The 14,723-nt window shown below is 55.1% G+C and carries 15 protein-coding genes; 8 read left to right on the top strand and 7 right to left on the bottom strand.

Translation table 11 applies throughout. The features are described from left to right. Nucleotides 1-125: 125 nt before the first annotated feature. From ACFPM8_RS03360 to ACFPM8_RS03325, 8 genes are all read left to right on the top strand, one after another. A complete protein-coding gene (locus tag ACFPM8_RS03360) occupies nucleotides 126-1,205 on the top strand; it encodes a pilus assembly protein PilM (RefSeq protein WP_378994979.1) in 1,080 nt (359 codons plus the stop codon). Next, entirely contained in the window at nucleotides 1,205-1,840 is a 636-nt protein-coding gene (locus ACFPM8_RS03355) for a PilN domain-containing protein (RefSeq protein WP_378994977.1), read from the top strand. Before ACFPM8_RS03360 ends, ACFPM8_RS03355 begins: the two co-directional genes overlap by 1 nt. A gap of 15 nt (nucleotides 1,841-1,855) precedes the next feature. Then, nucleotides 1,856-2,515, top strand: coding sequence for a type IV pilus inner membrane component PilO (locus tag ACFPM8_RS03350; protein ID WP_378994975.1), 660 nt, complete (start codon nucleotides 1,856-1,858; stop codon nucleotides 2,513-2,515). Continuing rightward, on the top strand, nucleotides 2,512-3,060 hold the full coding sequence (locus ACFPM8_RS03345) for a pilus assembly protein PilP (protein ID WP_378994973.1): 549 nt from the start codon (nucleotides 2,512-2,514) through the stop codon (nucleotides 3,058-3,060). Before ACFPM8_RS03350 ends, ACFPM8_RS03345 begins: the two co-directional genes overlap by 4 nt. Then, complete coding sequence (pilQ, locus tag ACFPM8_RS03340; RefSeq protein WP_378994971.1) at nucleotides 3,057-5,270, top strand: type IV pilus secretin PilQ; 2,214 nt, start codon at nucleotides 3,057-3,059, stop codon at nucleotides 5,268-5,270. The genes ACFPM8_RS03345 and pilQ overlap by 4 nt, the downstream gene beginning before the upstream one ends. Nucleotides 5,271-5,344: 74 nt before the next feature. Next, nucleotides 5,345-7,075 carry a bifunctional shikimate kinase/3-dehydroquinate synthase AroKB gene (aroKB, locus tag ACFPM8_RS03335; RefSeq protein ID WP_378994969.1) on the top strand — a complete coding sequence of 577 codons (1,731 nt, stop codon included), beginning with the start codon at nucleotides 5,345-5,347 and terminating at the stop codon, nucleotides 7,073-7,075. Continuing rightward, nucleotides 7,072-8,232: a deoxyguanosinetriphosphate triphosphohydrolase gene (locus ACFPM8_RS03330; protein WP_378994967.1), complete on the top strand. Its 1,161-nt coding sequence runs from the start codon at nucleotides 7,072-7,074 to the stop codon at nucleotides 8,230-8,232. Before aroKB ends, ACFPM8_RS03330 begins: the two co-directional genes overlap by 4 nt. Before the next feature lie 73 nt (nucleotides 8,233-8,305). Further along, on the top strand, nucleotides 8,306-8,962 hold the full coding sequence (locus ACFPM8_RS03325; protein WP_378994966.1) for a DUF4197 domain-containing protein: 657 nt from the start codon (nucleotides 8,306-8,308) through the stop codon (nucleotides 8,960-8,962). A gap of 157 nt (nucleotides 8,963-9,119) precedes the next feature. On the opposite strand, the gene hpf is transcribed toward ACFPM8_RS03325, so the two are convergent. The 7 genes from hpf to ACFPM8_RS03290 all read right to left on the bottom strand — a co-directional run bounded on the left by hpf (nucleotide 9,120) and on the right by ACFPM8_RS03290 (nucleotide 14,651). Continuing rightward, entirely contained in the window at nucleotides 9,120-9,473 is a 354-nt protein-coding gene (hpf, locus tag ACFPM8_RS03320; protein WP_378994964.1) for a ribosome hibernation-promoting factor, HPF/YfiA family, read from the bottom strand. A gap of 148 nt (nucleotides 9,474-9,621) precedes the next feature. Further along, complete coding sequence (locus ACFPM8_RS03315; protein WP_378994962.1) at nucleotides 9,622-11,091, bottom strand: RNA polymerase factor sigma-54; 1,470 nt, start codon at nucleotides 11,089-11,091, stop codon at nucleotides 9,622-9,624. Nucleotides 11,092-11,099: 8 nt separating this feature from the next. After that, on the bottom strand, nucleotides 11,100-11,846 hold the full coding sequence (gene lptB, locus ACFPM8_RS03310) for an LPS export ABC transporter ATP-binding protein (RefSeq protein ID WP_378994960.1): 747 nt from the start codon (nucleotides 11,844-11,846) through the stop codon (nucleotides 11,100-11,102). After that, nucleotides 11,843-12,391: a lipopolysaccharide transport periplasmic protein LptA gene (gene lptA / locus ACFPM8_RS03305; protein WP_378994958.1), complete on the bottom strand. Its 549-nt coding sequence runs from the start codon at nucleotides 12,389-12,391 to the stop codon at nucleotides 11,843-11,845. The genes lptB and lptA overlap by 4 nt, the downstream gene beginning before the upstream one ends. Nucleotides 12,392-12,445: 54 nt before the next feature. Continuing rightward, on the bottom strand, nucleotides 12,446-13,039 hold the full coding sequence (lptC, locus tag ACFPM8_RS03300) for an LPS export ABC transporter periplasmic protein LptC (protein ID WP_378994956.1): 594 nt from the start codon (nucleotides 13,037-13,039) through the stop codon (nucleotides 12,446-12,448). Further along, nucleotides 13,036-13,632, bottom strand: a complete 597-nt coding sequence (locus ACFPM8_RS03295; protein ID WP_378994953.1) for a KdsC family phosphatase — start codon at nucleotides 13,630-13,632, stop codon at nucleotides 13,036-13,038. The genes lptC and ACFPM8_RS03295 overlap by 4 nt, the downstream gene beginning before the upstream one ends. Then, a complete protein-coding gene (locus tag ACFPM8_RS03290; protein WP_378994951.1) occupies nucleotides 13,632-14,651 on the bottom strand; it encodes a KpsF/GutQ family sugar-phosphate isomerase in 1,020 nt (339 codons plus the stop codon). The genes ACFPM8_RS03295 and ACFPM8_RS03290 overlap by 1 nt, the downstream gene beginning before the upstream one ends. Nucleotides 14,652-14,723: the final 72 nt, after the last annotated feature.

Here is a 14,723-nt window from a genome sequence, read left to right as displayed (position 1 = left end):
AATTTAACATTGCTGTGAACCCTGGTTGTTACAGGGTTTTTCTAACTTCGAATCGGTTTACTGCAGATGCGACCGCTTAGTAGGCAGTATGTTCCCCAAATATTAAACACACGGGAGAAATGCTCTTGGCATTAGATCTTGGATCGCTAATCGGTAAAAAGAACCCACCGCTGGTGGGCATTGACATTAGTACGTCGGGCGTCAGGCTGGTCGAACTGTCCGAGTCAGGCAAGGATCAATTCCGTCTTGATCGTTATGCTTCTGAGCCCCTGCCACGCGGTGCGGTGGTGGATGGCAATATTGAAAATATCGAACAAGTCACGGAAGTGGTGCGGCGGCTTTGGAAAAAAAGCGGTTCCGGTACCAAGCTGGTCGCTTTGGGCATGCCGCCGGCGTCGGTGATTACCAAAAAAATCATCCTGCCGAACGGGATGTCCGAGGATGAGCTGGAAATGCAGGTCGAATCCGAAGCCAGCCAGTACATTCCGTTTGCGCTGGATGAGGTCAGCCTCGACTTTGACGTCATCGGACCGGCGCAGCACTCGCCAGAGGATGTCGAAGTGCTGCTGGCCGCGACCCGCAAGGAGAAGGTCGAAGATCGCGTGGCGGTGGCCGAGGCTGCAGGCCTGAAGCCGGTCGTGATGGACATCGAGTCCTACGCGGCGCGTGCTGCCATCAATCGCATCATCGACCAGTTGCCGAAAGCCGGACAGGGTCAGATCGTCGGTTTGTTTCAAATCGGCACCCAGACCACGCATGTGTCGGCATTGTTGGACGGCCAGCTTATTTATGAGCGCGAGCAGCCATTTGGCGGCAACCAACTGACGCAGGACATTGTGCGCGCCTACGGCTTGTCTTACGACGAAGCTGAAACCAAAAAGCGCAGCGGCGATTTGCCTGAAGGCTATCAACAAGAGATTCTCAATCCATTTTTGGAAAGTGCAGCGTTGGAAGTGACACGGGCGATTCAATTCTTCTTTACTTCGACCCCTTACACGCGGGTTGATCAATTGTTCCTGGCAGGCGGTTGCGCCACTATCCCCGGCTTGGTGGAAGTGGTGGCCGGTCGGACCAAGATCTCGACCTCGGTCGTCAGCCCTTTCACGGGCATGCAACTTGGCTCCAACGTGCGCGAGAAGCAATTGCGAATTGAGGCGCCGTCTTATCTGGTTGCCTGTGGTTTGGCCATGCGGAGGTTCGGCTGATGATCAAGATTAATCTGCTGCCTCATCGCGAGGCCAGCCGCAAACAACGCCGGAGCGCTTTTTTCGCCATGCTGCTGCTATCGGCGATCATCGGGCTGATAGTGGTGCTGCTGGTGGGGGCATTTTTCGCCAACAGTATTGCCAACCAAAACGAACGTAATCGCTTTATCAAAGCAGAAAACACACGACTTGATGCAGAGATTCAGGAAGTCGCGTCGCTGAAGCAAGAAATCGCTGCATTGAAGGCGCGCCAACAGGCGGTCGAGGATTTGCAAAGCGATCGTAATCAGCCTGTGTATCTGATGGATGAGCTGGTCAAGCAAACGCCGGAAGGCATTTACCTGCGATCCTTCAAGCAAGAGGGGCAGCGCGTCGCTTTGAACGGTTACGCTCAATCGAATGAACGGGTCTCGGAGCTGTTGCGCAATTTGAGTAATAACTCCGCCTGGCTGGAACGTCCCGATCTGATTGAAATCCGGGTGGCCAATATCGGCGCCGGCAGAGATGCCAAGCGGGTGTTCGAGTTCACTGTCAATGTCGGCATCAAGCGACCATCCGACAATGAGCCGGGAGCAACGCCAAAAAGCGCCGATGGCGCCGCTGCAGGTGCGGCAGCCGCAAAGAAGCAACCTTGATATGAAAGATGCTCGATGACCGATTTGAACAGTATGGGCGCCTCGATCGGTGCCCAGTTTAATGGACTAAATGGCCGCCATCCTGGTCAATGGCCCATTGTGCCTCGCGCTTTGTGTGGGGTTGGCGTGTTTTTGCTGGCGTTGCTAGTGGGCTGGTACTTCTACTGGAGCGATCAGCAGGATGAACTCAATAGCGGTGAGCAGAAAGAGGCCCAGCTGAAGGAAGAGTACAAAGGCAAGATTCAGCAGGCCATCAACCTGGAAGCTCTGCAAAAGCAAAAGAAGCAAGTGGGCGAATACGTTGCCACGCTTGAAAAGCAATTGCCTAGCAAGGCGGAAATGGATGCGCTGCTGTCCGACATCAACCAGGCTGGTTTGGGACGCGGTTTGCAGTTTGAGTTGTTCAAGCCAGGCCAAGTGCTGGTGAAGGACTACTACGCCGAACTGCCGATCAACATCAAGGTGACCGGCAATTATCATGATGTCGGCTCGTTTGCCAGCGACATCGCCAACCTGCCGCGGATTGTTACGCTGAATAATATGAACGTTGCAACCGGCAAGGACGGTGCACTCACCCTGGATGCGATTGCCAAGACCTTTCGATATCTGGACAAGGACGAAGTGGCCGCACAACGTAAGGCCGCTGATCCAGCTAAACAGAAAGGACAAAAATGACGTTTTTTCGCATTGGCCATTTGGCCCGCGTGACATTTTTTGTCGTGTTGTTACCAAATTTGTCAGGCTGCGGTGACAGTGGTGTACCGGAAATCAAGGAGTGGATGGCGCAGGTCAAGAGCCAGACGCACGTGGGAATTCCGAAGTTGACCGAACCCAAGAAATTCATTCCTTTTGTGTACGGCGGCGCTACCAGCATTGATCCTTTTAGCCCCAGCAAGTTAATGGTGGCACTGGCCAAGTTACAAGGCAGTTCGTCAGGCTTGAAGCCGAATCTTGAACGTCGTCGTGAAACGCTGGAGAACTATCCGCTGGACACCGTCAAGATGGTCGGGACACTGCAAAAAGTTGGTCTGAGTTATGCCTTGCTGCAAGTCGACAAGACTGTTTTTCAAGCCAAAGTGGGTAACTACATTGGACAGAATTTCGGCATGGTGACCAAAATTACGGAATCCGAAGTGATTCTCAAAGAAATCGTACAAGATGCGTCCGGCGAATGGGTCGAGCGCGAAGCCAAGTTAGCGTTGCAGGAGAGCACAAAATGATTGCAGCAGTAAAAAGATTCGTTAACCTGAACGTGATTCGCCAGAAAGCGCTGATGCTTTGCGCGCTGGTTTGTTTGGTCGGGGTGGGGCGTTCGGCGATGGCTGAAGAAAACGCCATTACTTCGATCAAAGCAAGCCAGCAAGGGGCGAATGTCATCCTTGCGGTCAATTTCAGACAAGCACTGACCAAGGAGCCGACTGGCTTTTCGGTGCTGAACCCGGCGCGGATTGCGCTGGATTTCCCCGGCGTCAGCAATGCTACCGGCCTGACCACGCAAGACATTAGCCTGGGCGACGTGCGCAACGTGATCCTGGCGCAAAGCGACGGCCGCTCGCGTCTGATCATCAACCTGAAGCGCACGCTGACCTACGCTACGGCGATTGACGGCAAGGCTCTGGTGGTGACGATTGACGGCTCGGGCGGGATTGCGACGCCGGTCAATGCGGTCGGCGTGCCGGTGGCACGTACGGCTTCTGCTGCAGCGCCTGTTTCCCCTGCAGCACCGGCGCCAGCGCCGCTGTTGAACGGCAAACCGGCCTTGCGTGATATCGACTTCCGTCGCGGCACGGCTGGCGAGGGACGAGTCGTGATCGACTTGCCGAACACGCAGGTAGGCGTTGACGTGCGTCAGCAAGGTCAAACGATTGTGGTCGATTTCGCAAAAACCGCGTTGCCGGACATTTTGCGTCGCAAGCTGGATGTCGGCGATTTCGGTACGCCAGTGCGGACCATTACCACCATGACGCAAGGCGACAACGTGCGTATGGTGATTGAGCCAAAAGGCCTGTGGGAGCACAGCGCTTACCAAAGCGACACGCAATTGGTGATCGAAGTCAAACCGATCAAGGAAGATCCGAACAAATTGGCGCAAGGAACTGCGAAAGGTTATCGCGGCGACAAGCTCTCGCTGAATTTCCAGAACGTTGAAGTGCGCTCCGTGTTGCAAGTGATTGCTGACTTTACCGGCTTGAACATCATCACCAGCGATACCGTTGGCGGCAATCTGACGCTGCGCCTTAAAGACGTGCCTTGGGATCAGGCGCTGGACATCGTGATGCAGGCCAAAGGTCTGGACATGCGCAAGAACGGTTCGGTGATCTGGATTGCACCTAAAGATGAATTGCTGACCAAAGAAAAGCTGGAACTTGAACAGCGCGCGCAAATTGCCGAGCTGGAGCCGCTGCGTACCGAATCGTTCCAGTTGAATTATCAAAAGGCCGAAGCATTCAAGAAAGTGTTTGGTATTGATGAAAGCGGTGGTGGCGGTTCCGGCAAGAAAAACAGCATCCTGTCGGCACGTGGTAGCGCGGTGATTGACCCACGCACCAATCAATTGTTTATTACCGACACGCCGACTGTCTTGCAAAATATCCGCAGTCTGGTGCAGAAAATCGACATCGCCTCTCGTCAGGTTCTGATCGAGGCACGGATGGTCGAAGCCAATGATAGTTTCAGCCGTAACCTTGGAGCCAAACTTGGATTCGGATCTCACAGCGGCAACCGGCCGATTGTTGAAGTTGGCGGACAGCAAACTGGCACTGTAGGTGCGGCTGGCGGTAGTTCGGCCAATGTACCAGGCTTGAACTCTTCAGCACTGAAAACGGTTAACGGCAACTCGGTCAACTTGCCGGCAGACGGCTTGAATGGGAATCTGGCAGGTTCAATGGCATTGACTTTGTTTAATGCTGCTGCAACCAAGTTCATCAGCCTGGAATTGTCGGCACTGGAAGCAGATGGACAGGGCAAGATCATCTCTAGCCCACGGGTTGTCACAGCTGACCAGCAAAAAGCGCTGATCGAGCAAGGAACCGAGATCCCTTACCAGAACGCGACCAGCAGTGGTGCTACTGCGGTTGAGTTCAAGAAAGCCAATCTGAAACTGGAGGTAACGCCGCAAATCACACCCGATGGTAATGTCATCCTGACGGTTGACGTGACCAACGATAGCCCGGGTGACCCTACTTCCGGTGGTCTTGCGATTAACACCAAACATGTGCAAACGCAGGTGCAAGTGGAAAATGGTGGTACCGTAGTGATCGGCGGAATTTATACCCAGATCGAGAAAAATCTCGTTAATAAAGTGCCACTCCTTGGAGATATCCCGGTTCTAGGGTATCTTTTCAAGAAAACGAATCGCGTCAGCAACAAGACCGAATTATTAATTTTCTTGACACCGAAAGTCGTGATCGACCGTATTGCTGGGCGCTGATTGCACAGGGACACCGGTCATGCACCGGTGTCTGCACTTGTGCAAAAGGTAAGCAGTGAAATGGTACGGTGTACATGAAAGGTAATATCTTTTTGGTCGGCCTGATGGGTGCCGGCAAGACCACGGTCGGCCGTGCCCTGGCCAAAAAGCTAAATAAGCTATTCATTGATTCGGACCATGAGATCGAGGCGCGTACCGGCGTCTCGATTCCGTTGATCTTTGAAATTGAAGGCGAAGAGAGCTTCCGTCAACGCGAAGCTGAAGTCATACGCGACCTGAGCGCGCGCCAAGATATCGTCTTGGCTACCGGCGGCGGCGCCATTCTGAGGCCGGAAAACCGCGAATATCTGAAAACCAGAGGCACCGTGATTTACCTGCGTGCCAGCATTCACAGCATTCTTCAGCGCACTAGCCGCGACAAAAAACGACCGCTGCTGCAAACTGCCGATCCGCGCAGGCGGCTTGAGGAACTGTCACGCCAGCGTGAGCCTTATTATCGCGAAGTCGCTGACCTTGTCATCGATACCGGGCGACCTAACGTACAATTTCTGGTGCACAGCATTTTGAGCCAGCTTGAATTGTTGTCCGATAACTCTGATCTGGAGCGAGAGTCCGCCCTGCCTGGTGCCGGCGTCGGATGCCGCACTCATCATATTTCACCGGATTTCCCCATGACCCAGCCGCAAGCGACTCCACAAGCCCCATCCCCGGCGATCACGTTGCAAGTAGATCTCGGCGAACGCAGTTACCCGATCGTAATAGGCCCATCGCTGTTGACCGACCGCGATCGCATCTCGCGCCTGATTGTCGGCAAGCAGGTTGCCGTGGTGACCAATACCACGGTCGCGCCGCTCTATCTTCAGCGCTTAACCCAGACCTTGCAGGCGGTAGGCAAGAAAGTCATTGAAATCGTCTTGCCCGACGGTGAAGAAGAAAAGAACTGGGCAAGCCTGATGCAAATTTTCGACCGCCTGCTGGCAGAAAAATGTGATCGCAAGACCACATTGCTTGCCTTGGGCGGCGGCGTGATCGGCGATCTGACCGGTTTCGCGGCTTCCGCCTATATGCGTGGCGTACCGTTTGTACAAATTCCGACAACGCTGTTGGCGCAAGTCGATTCGTCGGTTGGCGGCAAAACCGGGATCAATCACCCGCTTGGGAAAAACATGATCGGTGCGTTCTACCAGCCGCAAGCTGTGATCGCCGATACCATGACCTTGAACACGCTGCCAGCGCGCGAGTTATCGGCCGGCTTGGCCGAGGTGATTAAATACGGGGCTGTGATCGATGCTGAATTCTTTACCTGGATCGAAGCCAATATCGGTAAATTGATGGCGCGCGATACAGACGCGCTGGTACATGCAATCCGCCGCTCATGCGAACTGAAGGCTGATGTAGTGCGGCAGGATGAGCGCGAAGGCGGCATGCGTGCCATCCTCAACTTCGGTCATACCTTTGGCCACGCAATTGAATCCGGTCTCGGTTATGGCAAATGGCTACATGGCGAGGCAGTCGGTTGCGGGATGGTGATGGCGGCCGATCTGTCGCATCGCCTTGGCTATATCGACGCCGTGGTCAAAGAGCGCGTTTGCGCGTTGATACGCGCCGCCGGCTTGCCGACCGAGGCGCCGAATCTTGGCGCGCAACGCTGGCTTGATTTGATGCAGGTCGATAAGAAAAACGAAGATGGCCAGATCAAATTCATCCTGATGAAGCCGTTGGGGGGATCCCTGATCACGACGGCGCCGCAGGACGCATTGCTGGCGACGATTCAGCAACTGGCATCCGGGGAAATCCCGCGATGAGCTCGGAAGCGTCTCTCGCGCCATATGCCGCACATTCAGCGACATCGCAAGGACGCCTGTTTGACGAAGCATCCCCAAACTCACGTACCGAATTCCAACGCGACCGCGATCGCATCGTTCATTCCACCGCATTTCGCAGGCTTGAATACAAGACGCAAGTGTTCGTCAATCATGAAGGCGACCTGTTCCGCACGCGTCTGACGCATAGCATCGAGGTCGCGCAAATCGGACGTTCGATCGCCCGCAATCTTCAGCTCAACGAAGATCTGGTAGAGGCCATTGCACTGGCACATGATCTCGGTCATACGCCGTTTGGCCACGCAGGGCAGGACGCCTTGAATGCCTGCATGGACGCTCATGGAGGCTTCGAGCACAATCTGCAAAGTCTGCGCGTGGTAGACAAGCTGGAACAGCGCTATGGTGCGTTCGACGGCCTGAACCTGATGTTCGAAACGCGCGAAGGCATTCTGAAGCACTGTTCGTTGGCCAACGCAAAAAAACTGGGACAGATTGGCCTGCGTTTTATCGAGCGCAGACAGCCGACGCTGGAAGCGCAAGTGGCGAACCTGGCAGATGAAATCGCTTACAACAATCACGATATCGACGACGGTTTACGCTCGGGTTTGTTGACGCTTGAGCAGATGCATCAAATCGATTTCTATGCGGTTCACAGCCGCGAAGTCGAGGCCGTTTTTCCTGGCTTGAGCGGGCGACGCGCGATCAACGAAACCGTTCGCCGAATGATTAATGCGCTGATCACCGATCTGATCCGGACCTCGCAGCAGAGGATTCTGGAAGCGCGGCCGCAGACCCTGGACGACGTGCGCAACGCGCAGCCGTTAATTGCATTTTCCGATGCGATGGCACAGCAAGCGGCGGTGCTCAAAGGCTTCCTGCGTGAAAATCTTTATCGTCACTATCTGGTGAACCGCATGACCAGCAAAGCGCGCCGTATCGTGGTCGATCTGTACGAGTGCTTCATGCGTGAGCCAACCTTGTTGCCGCCGGATTATCAGCTGTCGTCGAATGACGCCGGGATTGCCGAGAGCACGCAATTGCAGGCGCGCCAGGTAGCAGATTACATCGCCGGCATGACCGATCGTTACGCGATACGCGAGCATAGGCGCCTGTTCCTGGTAGATGAAGGGCATCTCTAAGATATCGTTATTGTTCATTTAAACTCACCAAGGACCAAGTATGAAAATTCTCCGGCTATCCACACTGGCGTTGATGCTGGCCGTATCGGCATCTGCAGTATTCGCTTTTTCGCTCAGCGATCTGAGCAATCAGGATGCGAGTAGCGGTCTGAAAGCGGCGCTACAAAAAGGGGCTGATAGCGCGGTATCCAAATTGGGTGTCGAAAACGGCTTCCTGAATAACGACAAAGTGAAAATCGGTTTGCCGAGAATACTCGAACAAGCGATGCCCATATTACGAATGACAGGTAAAGGGCAGCAATTGGATGAGCTGGTGGTGTCGATGAATCATGCTGCCGAGTCTGCCGTGCCATTAGCCAAACCGCTGCTGCTGAACGCAGTGAAGTCAATGTCGATAAGCGACGCGAAAAATATTCTGACCGGCGGCGATACTTCCGTGACCAATTTTTTCAAGCAAAAGACGTCAAGCCAGTTGGGTGAAAAGTTTTTGCCAATGGTGAAGAAGATTACCGATCGTAACGGTCTGTCGGCGCAATATAACGCTACCATGGAGCAAGTCAGCAAAACCGGCCTGGTTCCAGTGCAGCAAGCGACTGTCGAAGGCTATGTCACGCAACGTGCGCTGGACGGCTTGTACACCATGATTGGTGAAGAAGAGAAAGCAATTCGCAACGATCCGATCGGTGCGGGAAGTGCGATTATCAGCAAAGTGTTTGGCGTACTTAAATAAATTGCTGAATGATAGTTTGAGACGCTGATCAGCGAGCATCAAGGCCGAGGTGGCCCGGGTTCCAAAATAACAAAGGGCGCATTGACTGCGCCCTTGTTCATTTATAGGCTAGAACCGGTTCCAGTTCATATGCCTATAGGTTCATTTGACGGCCGGATCAGGTCACGGCGGCGGGAATCTCTTCCGGGAAATGCTTGATTGCATCGTGTTGGTGATCCTGGATCTTGTCCTTGTATTTCTTCACCTGGCGATCGAGCTTGTCGATCAGCCCATCGATGGCAGCATAAAGATCTTGGGCAATATGTTCTGCATGCAGGTCTTTTCCTTTTACGCGCAGATTGATTTCCGCTTTTTGGCGCTTTTCTTTTTCAGTGATTTTGTCGACGGTCAGAATGACGCTGATATCGATGACATGGTCGAAGTGGCGTTTGATGCGCTCCATTTTGCTTTGTACATATTCGCGAATGGCAGGGGTTAATTCGAGGTGATGCCCACTGATTGTGAAGTTCATACAGCGCTCCTATCAAGGATGTTGCTGGAGGTCCGGATCCGATATGAGCTTAATCTTTAGCTGACCAATCTTTTGGGGGAGATCAATCTTATAAGATGCGCTCTGTCCGAACGCAGCAACGGGGTCCAACAGTCAAACAAAAAGAGAACTACAAGGCCTTGCGTAAATTTACTGGCGGGATTTTTAACGCTTCGCGATATTTTGCGACGGTCCGGCGAGCTACCACCATCCCTTGTTCCGCGAGCATTTCGGCAATCTTGCTATCAGAGAAAGGATTTTTTGAATCTTCAGCTCCTATCAATTGCTTAATGAGCGCCCGTATCGCTGTTGAGGAGGCCTCTCCACCTGCCTCAGTAGCGACGTGGCTACCGAAGAAATACTTGAGTTCGAACATCCCGTGGGGTGTCAGCATGTATTTCTGAGTGGTTACACGAGAAATAGTACTCTCGTGTAAACCTAGTGTATCAGCTATTTCACGCAACACAAGCGGCCTCATGGCGACCGCGCCATGTGAAAAGAAATTCCGCTGGCGTTCTACGATGGCCTGCGCGACCCGCAAGATCGTGTCGAAACGCTGCCGCATATTCTTGATCAGCCACTTGGCTTCCTGCAGCTGCGAAGTCAGCGATCCTTCGCCTTTGCTTTGTTTCAGGATATTGGCGTACAGCGCGTTGACGCGCAGTCTTGGCATCACGTCATTATTCAACATCACTTGCCAGCCGCCTTTTGTGCGCCTGACAATCACATCCGGCACCACATAATCAGAAGCGTTGGCTGCAAACGGAGCACCTGGATGCGGATTGCATTGTTTGATGACCGCCTGCGCCTCGCGCAAATCCTCGTCGTCGCAGTCGAGCGCTTTCTTGATTTTATTGAAGTCGCGCTGGGCGAAAAGCGTCAGATGTTCTTGCACAATGATCAGCGCCAGGCGCCGGGTTACAAGCGGCACTTTGGCAAAACGTCTGATTTGCAGCGTCAGGCATTCTGCGGCGCTGCGGGCGCCTACCCCGGCCGGATCGAAGCTTTGGACCATCTTCAATGCCATCGATAGCTCTTCGATTTCAATCCCTAGCTCGGACGGCAAGCGCGCATGGATTTCTTCCAGCGGTTCTTCCAGATAGCCGTTATCGTCAAGCGCATCGATGATCAGTTCGACCAGCGCGCGGTCTCGCAGGTCATGCAGCGTTTCCCGCATTTGCTGCTGCAAGTGTTCTCGCAGTGTTGTTTCCTGCGCCTCCAGTTGAGGCCGCGAGTCTTCGTCGTCCGGTGTTTTTGAGCTGTGCGCGACGTCGTCAAAACTCCACTCGGTGTCGCCATTTTCCGCCGCCGCCGGCGCATCGACGGGAGCCTCGCTTTCGCTCGGCGAGCTGCTTACTTCGCTGTCGCCGGTCGGCGCATCCATGGTCGATTGGGTGCCGCTAATGGCGCCATCCGCCAGCAGCCGCACCGAGTTGTCGAGCGGGTCGTCGAGGCGCTCCAGCAACGGATTGTCCGACAGGATTTGTTCCAGCTCCTGATGCAGTTCGAGCGTCGACAGTTGCAGCAGTCTGATCGACTGTTGCAACTGAGGCGTCAGCGCCAGATGCTGGGAGGTGCGGAGTTGGAGAGATTGTTTCATCTGTGCCGTTACATGCGGAAGTGTTCACCCAAATAAACGCGGCGTACCGACTCGTCGGCGATGATGTCATCCGGACTGCCGCTAGCCAGCACGCTGCCCTGGTTGATGATGTAGGCGCGATCGCAAATGCCCAGTGTTTCGCGCACATTGTGATCGGTGATCAGGACGCCGATGCCGCGCTCTTTCAGGAAGCGCACGATGCGCTGGATTTCGATGACGGCGATCGGGTCGATGCCGGCAAAAGGTTCGTCCAGCAACACGAAGCGCGGATTGGTTGCCAGTGCCCGGGCAATTTCAACTCGCCGTCGTTCACCGCCCGAGAGCGACAGTGCCGGACTCTCGCGCAGTTTTTCAATCTGCAGTTCGTGCAGCAATTTTTGCAACTGGGCCTCGATCTCGTCCTTGCTCAGCGCTTTGCCATTCGGCCGCTGCAATTCAAGCACGGCGCGGATGTTGTCTTCCACCGTCAGCTTGCGAAATACCGATGCCTCTTGCGGCAAATAAGACAGCCCTAGCACGGCCCGGCGATGAATCGGCAGTCGCGAAATGTCGACGCCGTCCAGATCGATCTCGCCGCCGTCCGAAGGGACCAATCCGACGATCATGTAAAACGAAGTGGTTTTGCCGGCGCCGTTAGGACCCAGCAGGCCAACCACTTCACCGCACTTCACTTCGAGCGAGACGTCGTGCACCACCTGGCGCGCACCGTAACTTTTTTGCAGGCCTTTGACGATCAGGGTGCTGGCAGCTGTCATTGGGTCGCCTTGTCGCGTGGCTGGATGATGACCTTGATGCGTCCGGCGCCGGGCTGGCTGGTGCCGTTGACCGTATTGTTGACCGAATAGTATTCGGCCCGGCTGTCATAGGAAATGAATTCGCCGTTGACTTCATCGGTCGGCTTGACGCCTTCAAGACGCCGCATTTGGGCTTTTGAATACAGTTTGACGATTTCTGTCTTGCCATCGTATTCGATCCGTTCGGCGTGGCCGTCGATCCACAAATCGGGACCGCCGTCGCGCTTCTGGCGGAAGGTCGCCAGGCCGCCCGGTTTTGCATACAGGGTCGCAAACTCATAGCCGGATGGGTCGGTGGTCAGCACCACGCGGTCGGCTTTCATCAGCAGCGTGCCGCGTGTCATGACCACGTTGCCGGTAAAGATCTTGACCTGCTTGACGTCGTCGTAAGTCAATTGGTCGGCGTCGACATTGGCAGGCTTTTCGGAGTCCGCCTTTTCCGCATGTGCGACCGGCATTGCCGTTAGCTGCAGTGCGAGTAAGGACAGAAAAAATATTCGTTTCATGTTGAATCCTGGGTGAAGAATAGGGCCGCGTTGCATCTGACGAAGTCCGATCGGTTAATGCGGCGCTGGGTGAAATACGCCTCGCACCTTGCTCGACAACTTCAATTCGCGCGTGGCGTTGTTGAAGTGCATGCCGGTGCCATTCAATATCGATTGCCCCAGCGTGATCTCGACCGGCTTGTCGGTCTGTATCACGTCATCGTCAGGCAGCAGCAACAAGTATTCGGACTTCAGGTGAAAATTGTCAGCCAGCGGTGTGCGCGGGCGATCCGCATTGACGTCGCCGTACAAGTGCACCTTGCTGTTGTTGTCCTCGATCTTGGCGCGCTCGGCGCGCAGATTCATTGGCGGCTTGGTTTTGTCCAGGCTGTGGATCAGCGGCTTTTGAACGTCAAATGAATCGTCTGCCGGATTGTGCGTGAGGAGGTCGCCCGAGATGTTGTAGCGCGCCTGGCCGCTCAATGACATCTGCACATAGTTGAATTTCTCGACGTAATAATCAGGCTCGGTCCGCGTCTGATGCGGCAGCATGTCTTCGGTATCCTTGCGCATCACTTGCACCAGCCAGAAACTGCCGAGCGCCAGCAAGGTAACCAGCACCAGCAGCAGAATGAAGCGAAAGCGATAAGCGGAACGGAGGTTCTTCATGCCGGATTTTTATTCAGCGGATTGGTGCGCAGATAAGTGGCCAGCGTGGCGTCATAGGTATGTTGCGCACGCATGATCAAATCGCACACCTCGCGCGCCGCACCATGGCCGCCGCTGGCCTGGGTCACATAGTGGACGCGGGATTTGACGTCGCTATGGCCGTTGGGGACGCTGACGGCAAATCCTGCGCATGACAGGATAGGCAAGTCGATCACGTCGTCGCCGATGAATCCGCAGGCATCTTCGCTTAATCCGAGTTGTGCCATTAACTTTACAAATGCAGCGTATTTGTCGTGCACGCCTTGCTGCACATGCGCAATGCCGAGATCGCCGGCGCGGCGGCTGACAATGCCGGACTGGCGCGCGCTGATGATCGCGGTGGCGACGCCCGATTGCTGCAATTGCTTGATGCCGTGACCATCCAGCGCGTTAAAGCGCTTGAGCTGTTCGCCATCGGCGCCATACAGCAGGCCGCCGTCGGTCAGCACGCCATCGACGTCAAAGATCATCAGGCGCACCCGTGCCGCGCGTGCCAGCACGTCTGCGCTCGGCGTCCCGCTATCGGTGGCAATGATCGAAGTGGCGGCCGACATCAGATAACCTTGGCGCGGGTCAGATCATGGATGTGCAGGGCGCCGACCAGCTTGCCTTCGGCATCCGCCACCAGCAATTGATTGATGCGGTATTGCTCCATCATGTGCACCGCATCGACCGCCAGTTGATCGGGACCGATGGTGCGTGGATTGGCATGCATCACATCGGCAATCGTGACATTGGTGAAATCCTGGATCTGTTCGATCAGGCGGCGCAGATCGCCGTCGGTAAACACGCCGATCGCGTGATAACGATCATCCACCACGGCGGTCATCGCCATCCCCTTGCGGGTGATTTCAAGCAGTGCCGCCGACAGCGAGACCTCGGCGGTCACCGCCGGAATCGCATCGCCGCTGCGCATCACATCGCGTACATGGGTCAGCAGCCGGCGTCCGAGCGCGCCGCCCGGGTGCGAGCGGGCGAAGTCTTCTTCGCGGAAGCCGCGCGCGTCCAGCAGCGCTACCGCCAGCGCATCGCCCAGCGCCAGCGTGGCGGTGGTGCTGGCGGTCGGCGCCAGGTTCAATGGACAGGCTTCCTGGTCGACCCGCACGTTGAGGTGGACCGTGGCCAGTTGCGCCAGCGCCGAGCTGTCGCTGCCGGTCATCGCAATCAGGGTGGCGCCCATCCGCTTGACGGTCGGCACAATCGCCATCAACTCGGAGGTTTCGCCCGAGTTGGAAATGGCGATGAAAGTATCGTTTTCAGTCACCATGCCAAGATCGCCATGCGCCGCTTCGGCAGGATGGATGAACAAGGCAGGGGTGCCGGTGGAAGCCAGTGTCGCCGCAATTTTGCGGGCGATATGGCCGGATTTGCCGATGCCTGATACGACCACCCGGCCGCTACAGTTGAGCAGCAATTCAACGGCGATGGCAAAAGGATCGTCGGCCTGATCGGAAATCCGATTTCTCAATGCGATGATGGCATCGGCTTCGATTTGCAGGGTTTCGCGAGCAAGCTCAAGCGCACGGATGGCGTGAAAGGATTTTGGCAAGATTTTGGCGTCGGTTACACTCATCCCGAAAGTATAAACGAATTCTCAAAGCAAAAAACTTGCCAGTGTCAGTCGGAAACAATTAATCTGCTTCTT

Source organism: Paraherbaspirillum soli, from assembly GCF_042654985.1.
Taxonomy (GTDB): Bacteria; Pseudomonadota; Gammaproteobacteria; order Burkholderiales; family Burkholderiaceae_D; genus Paraherbaspirillum; species Paraherbaspirillum soli.
The sequence above is the reverse complement of the archived record's forward strand: the minus strand, read 5'-3'. Positions and strand labels throughout refer to the sequence as shown.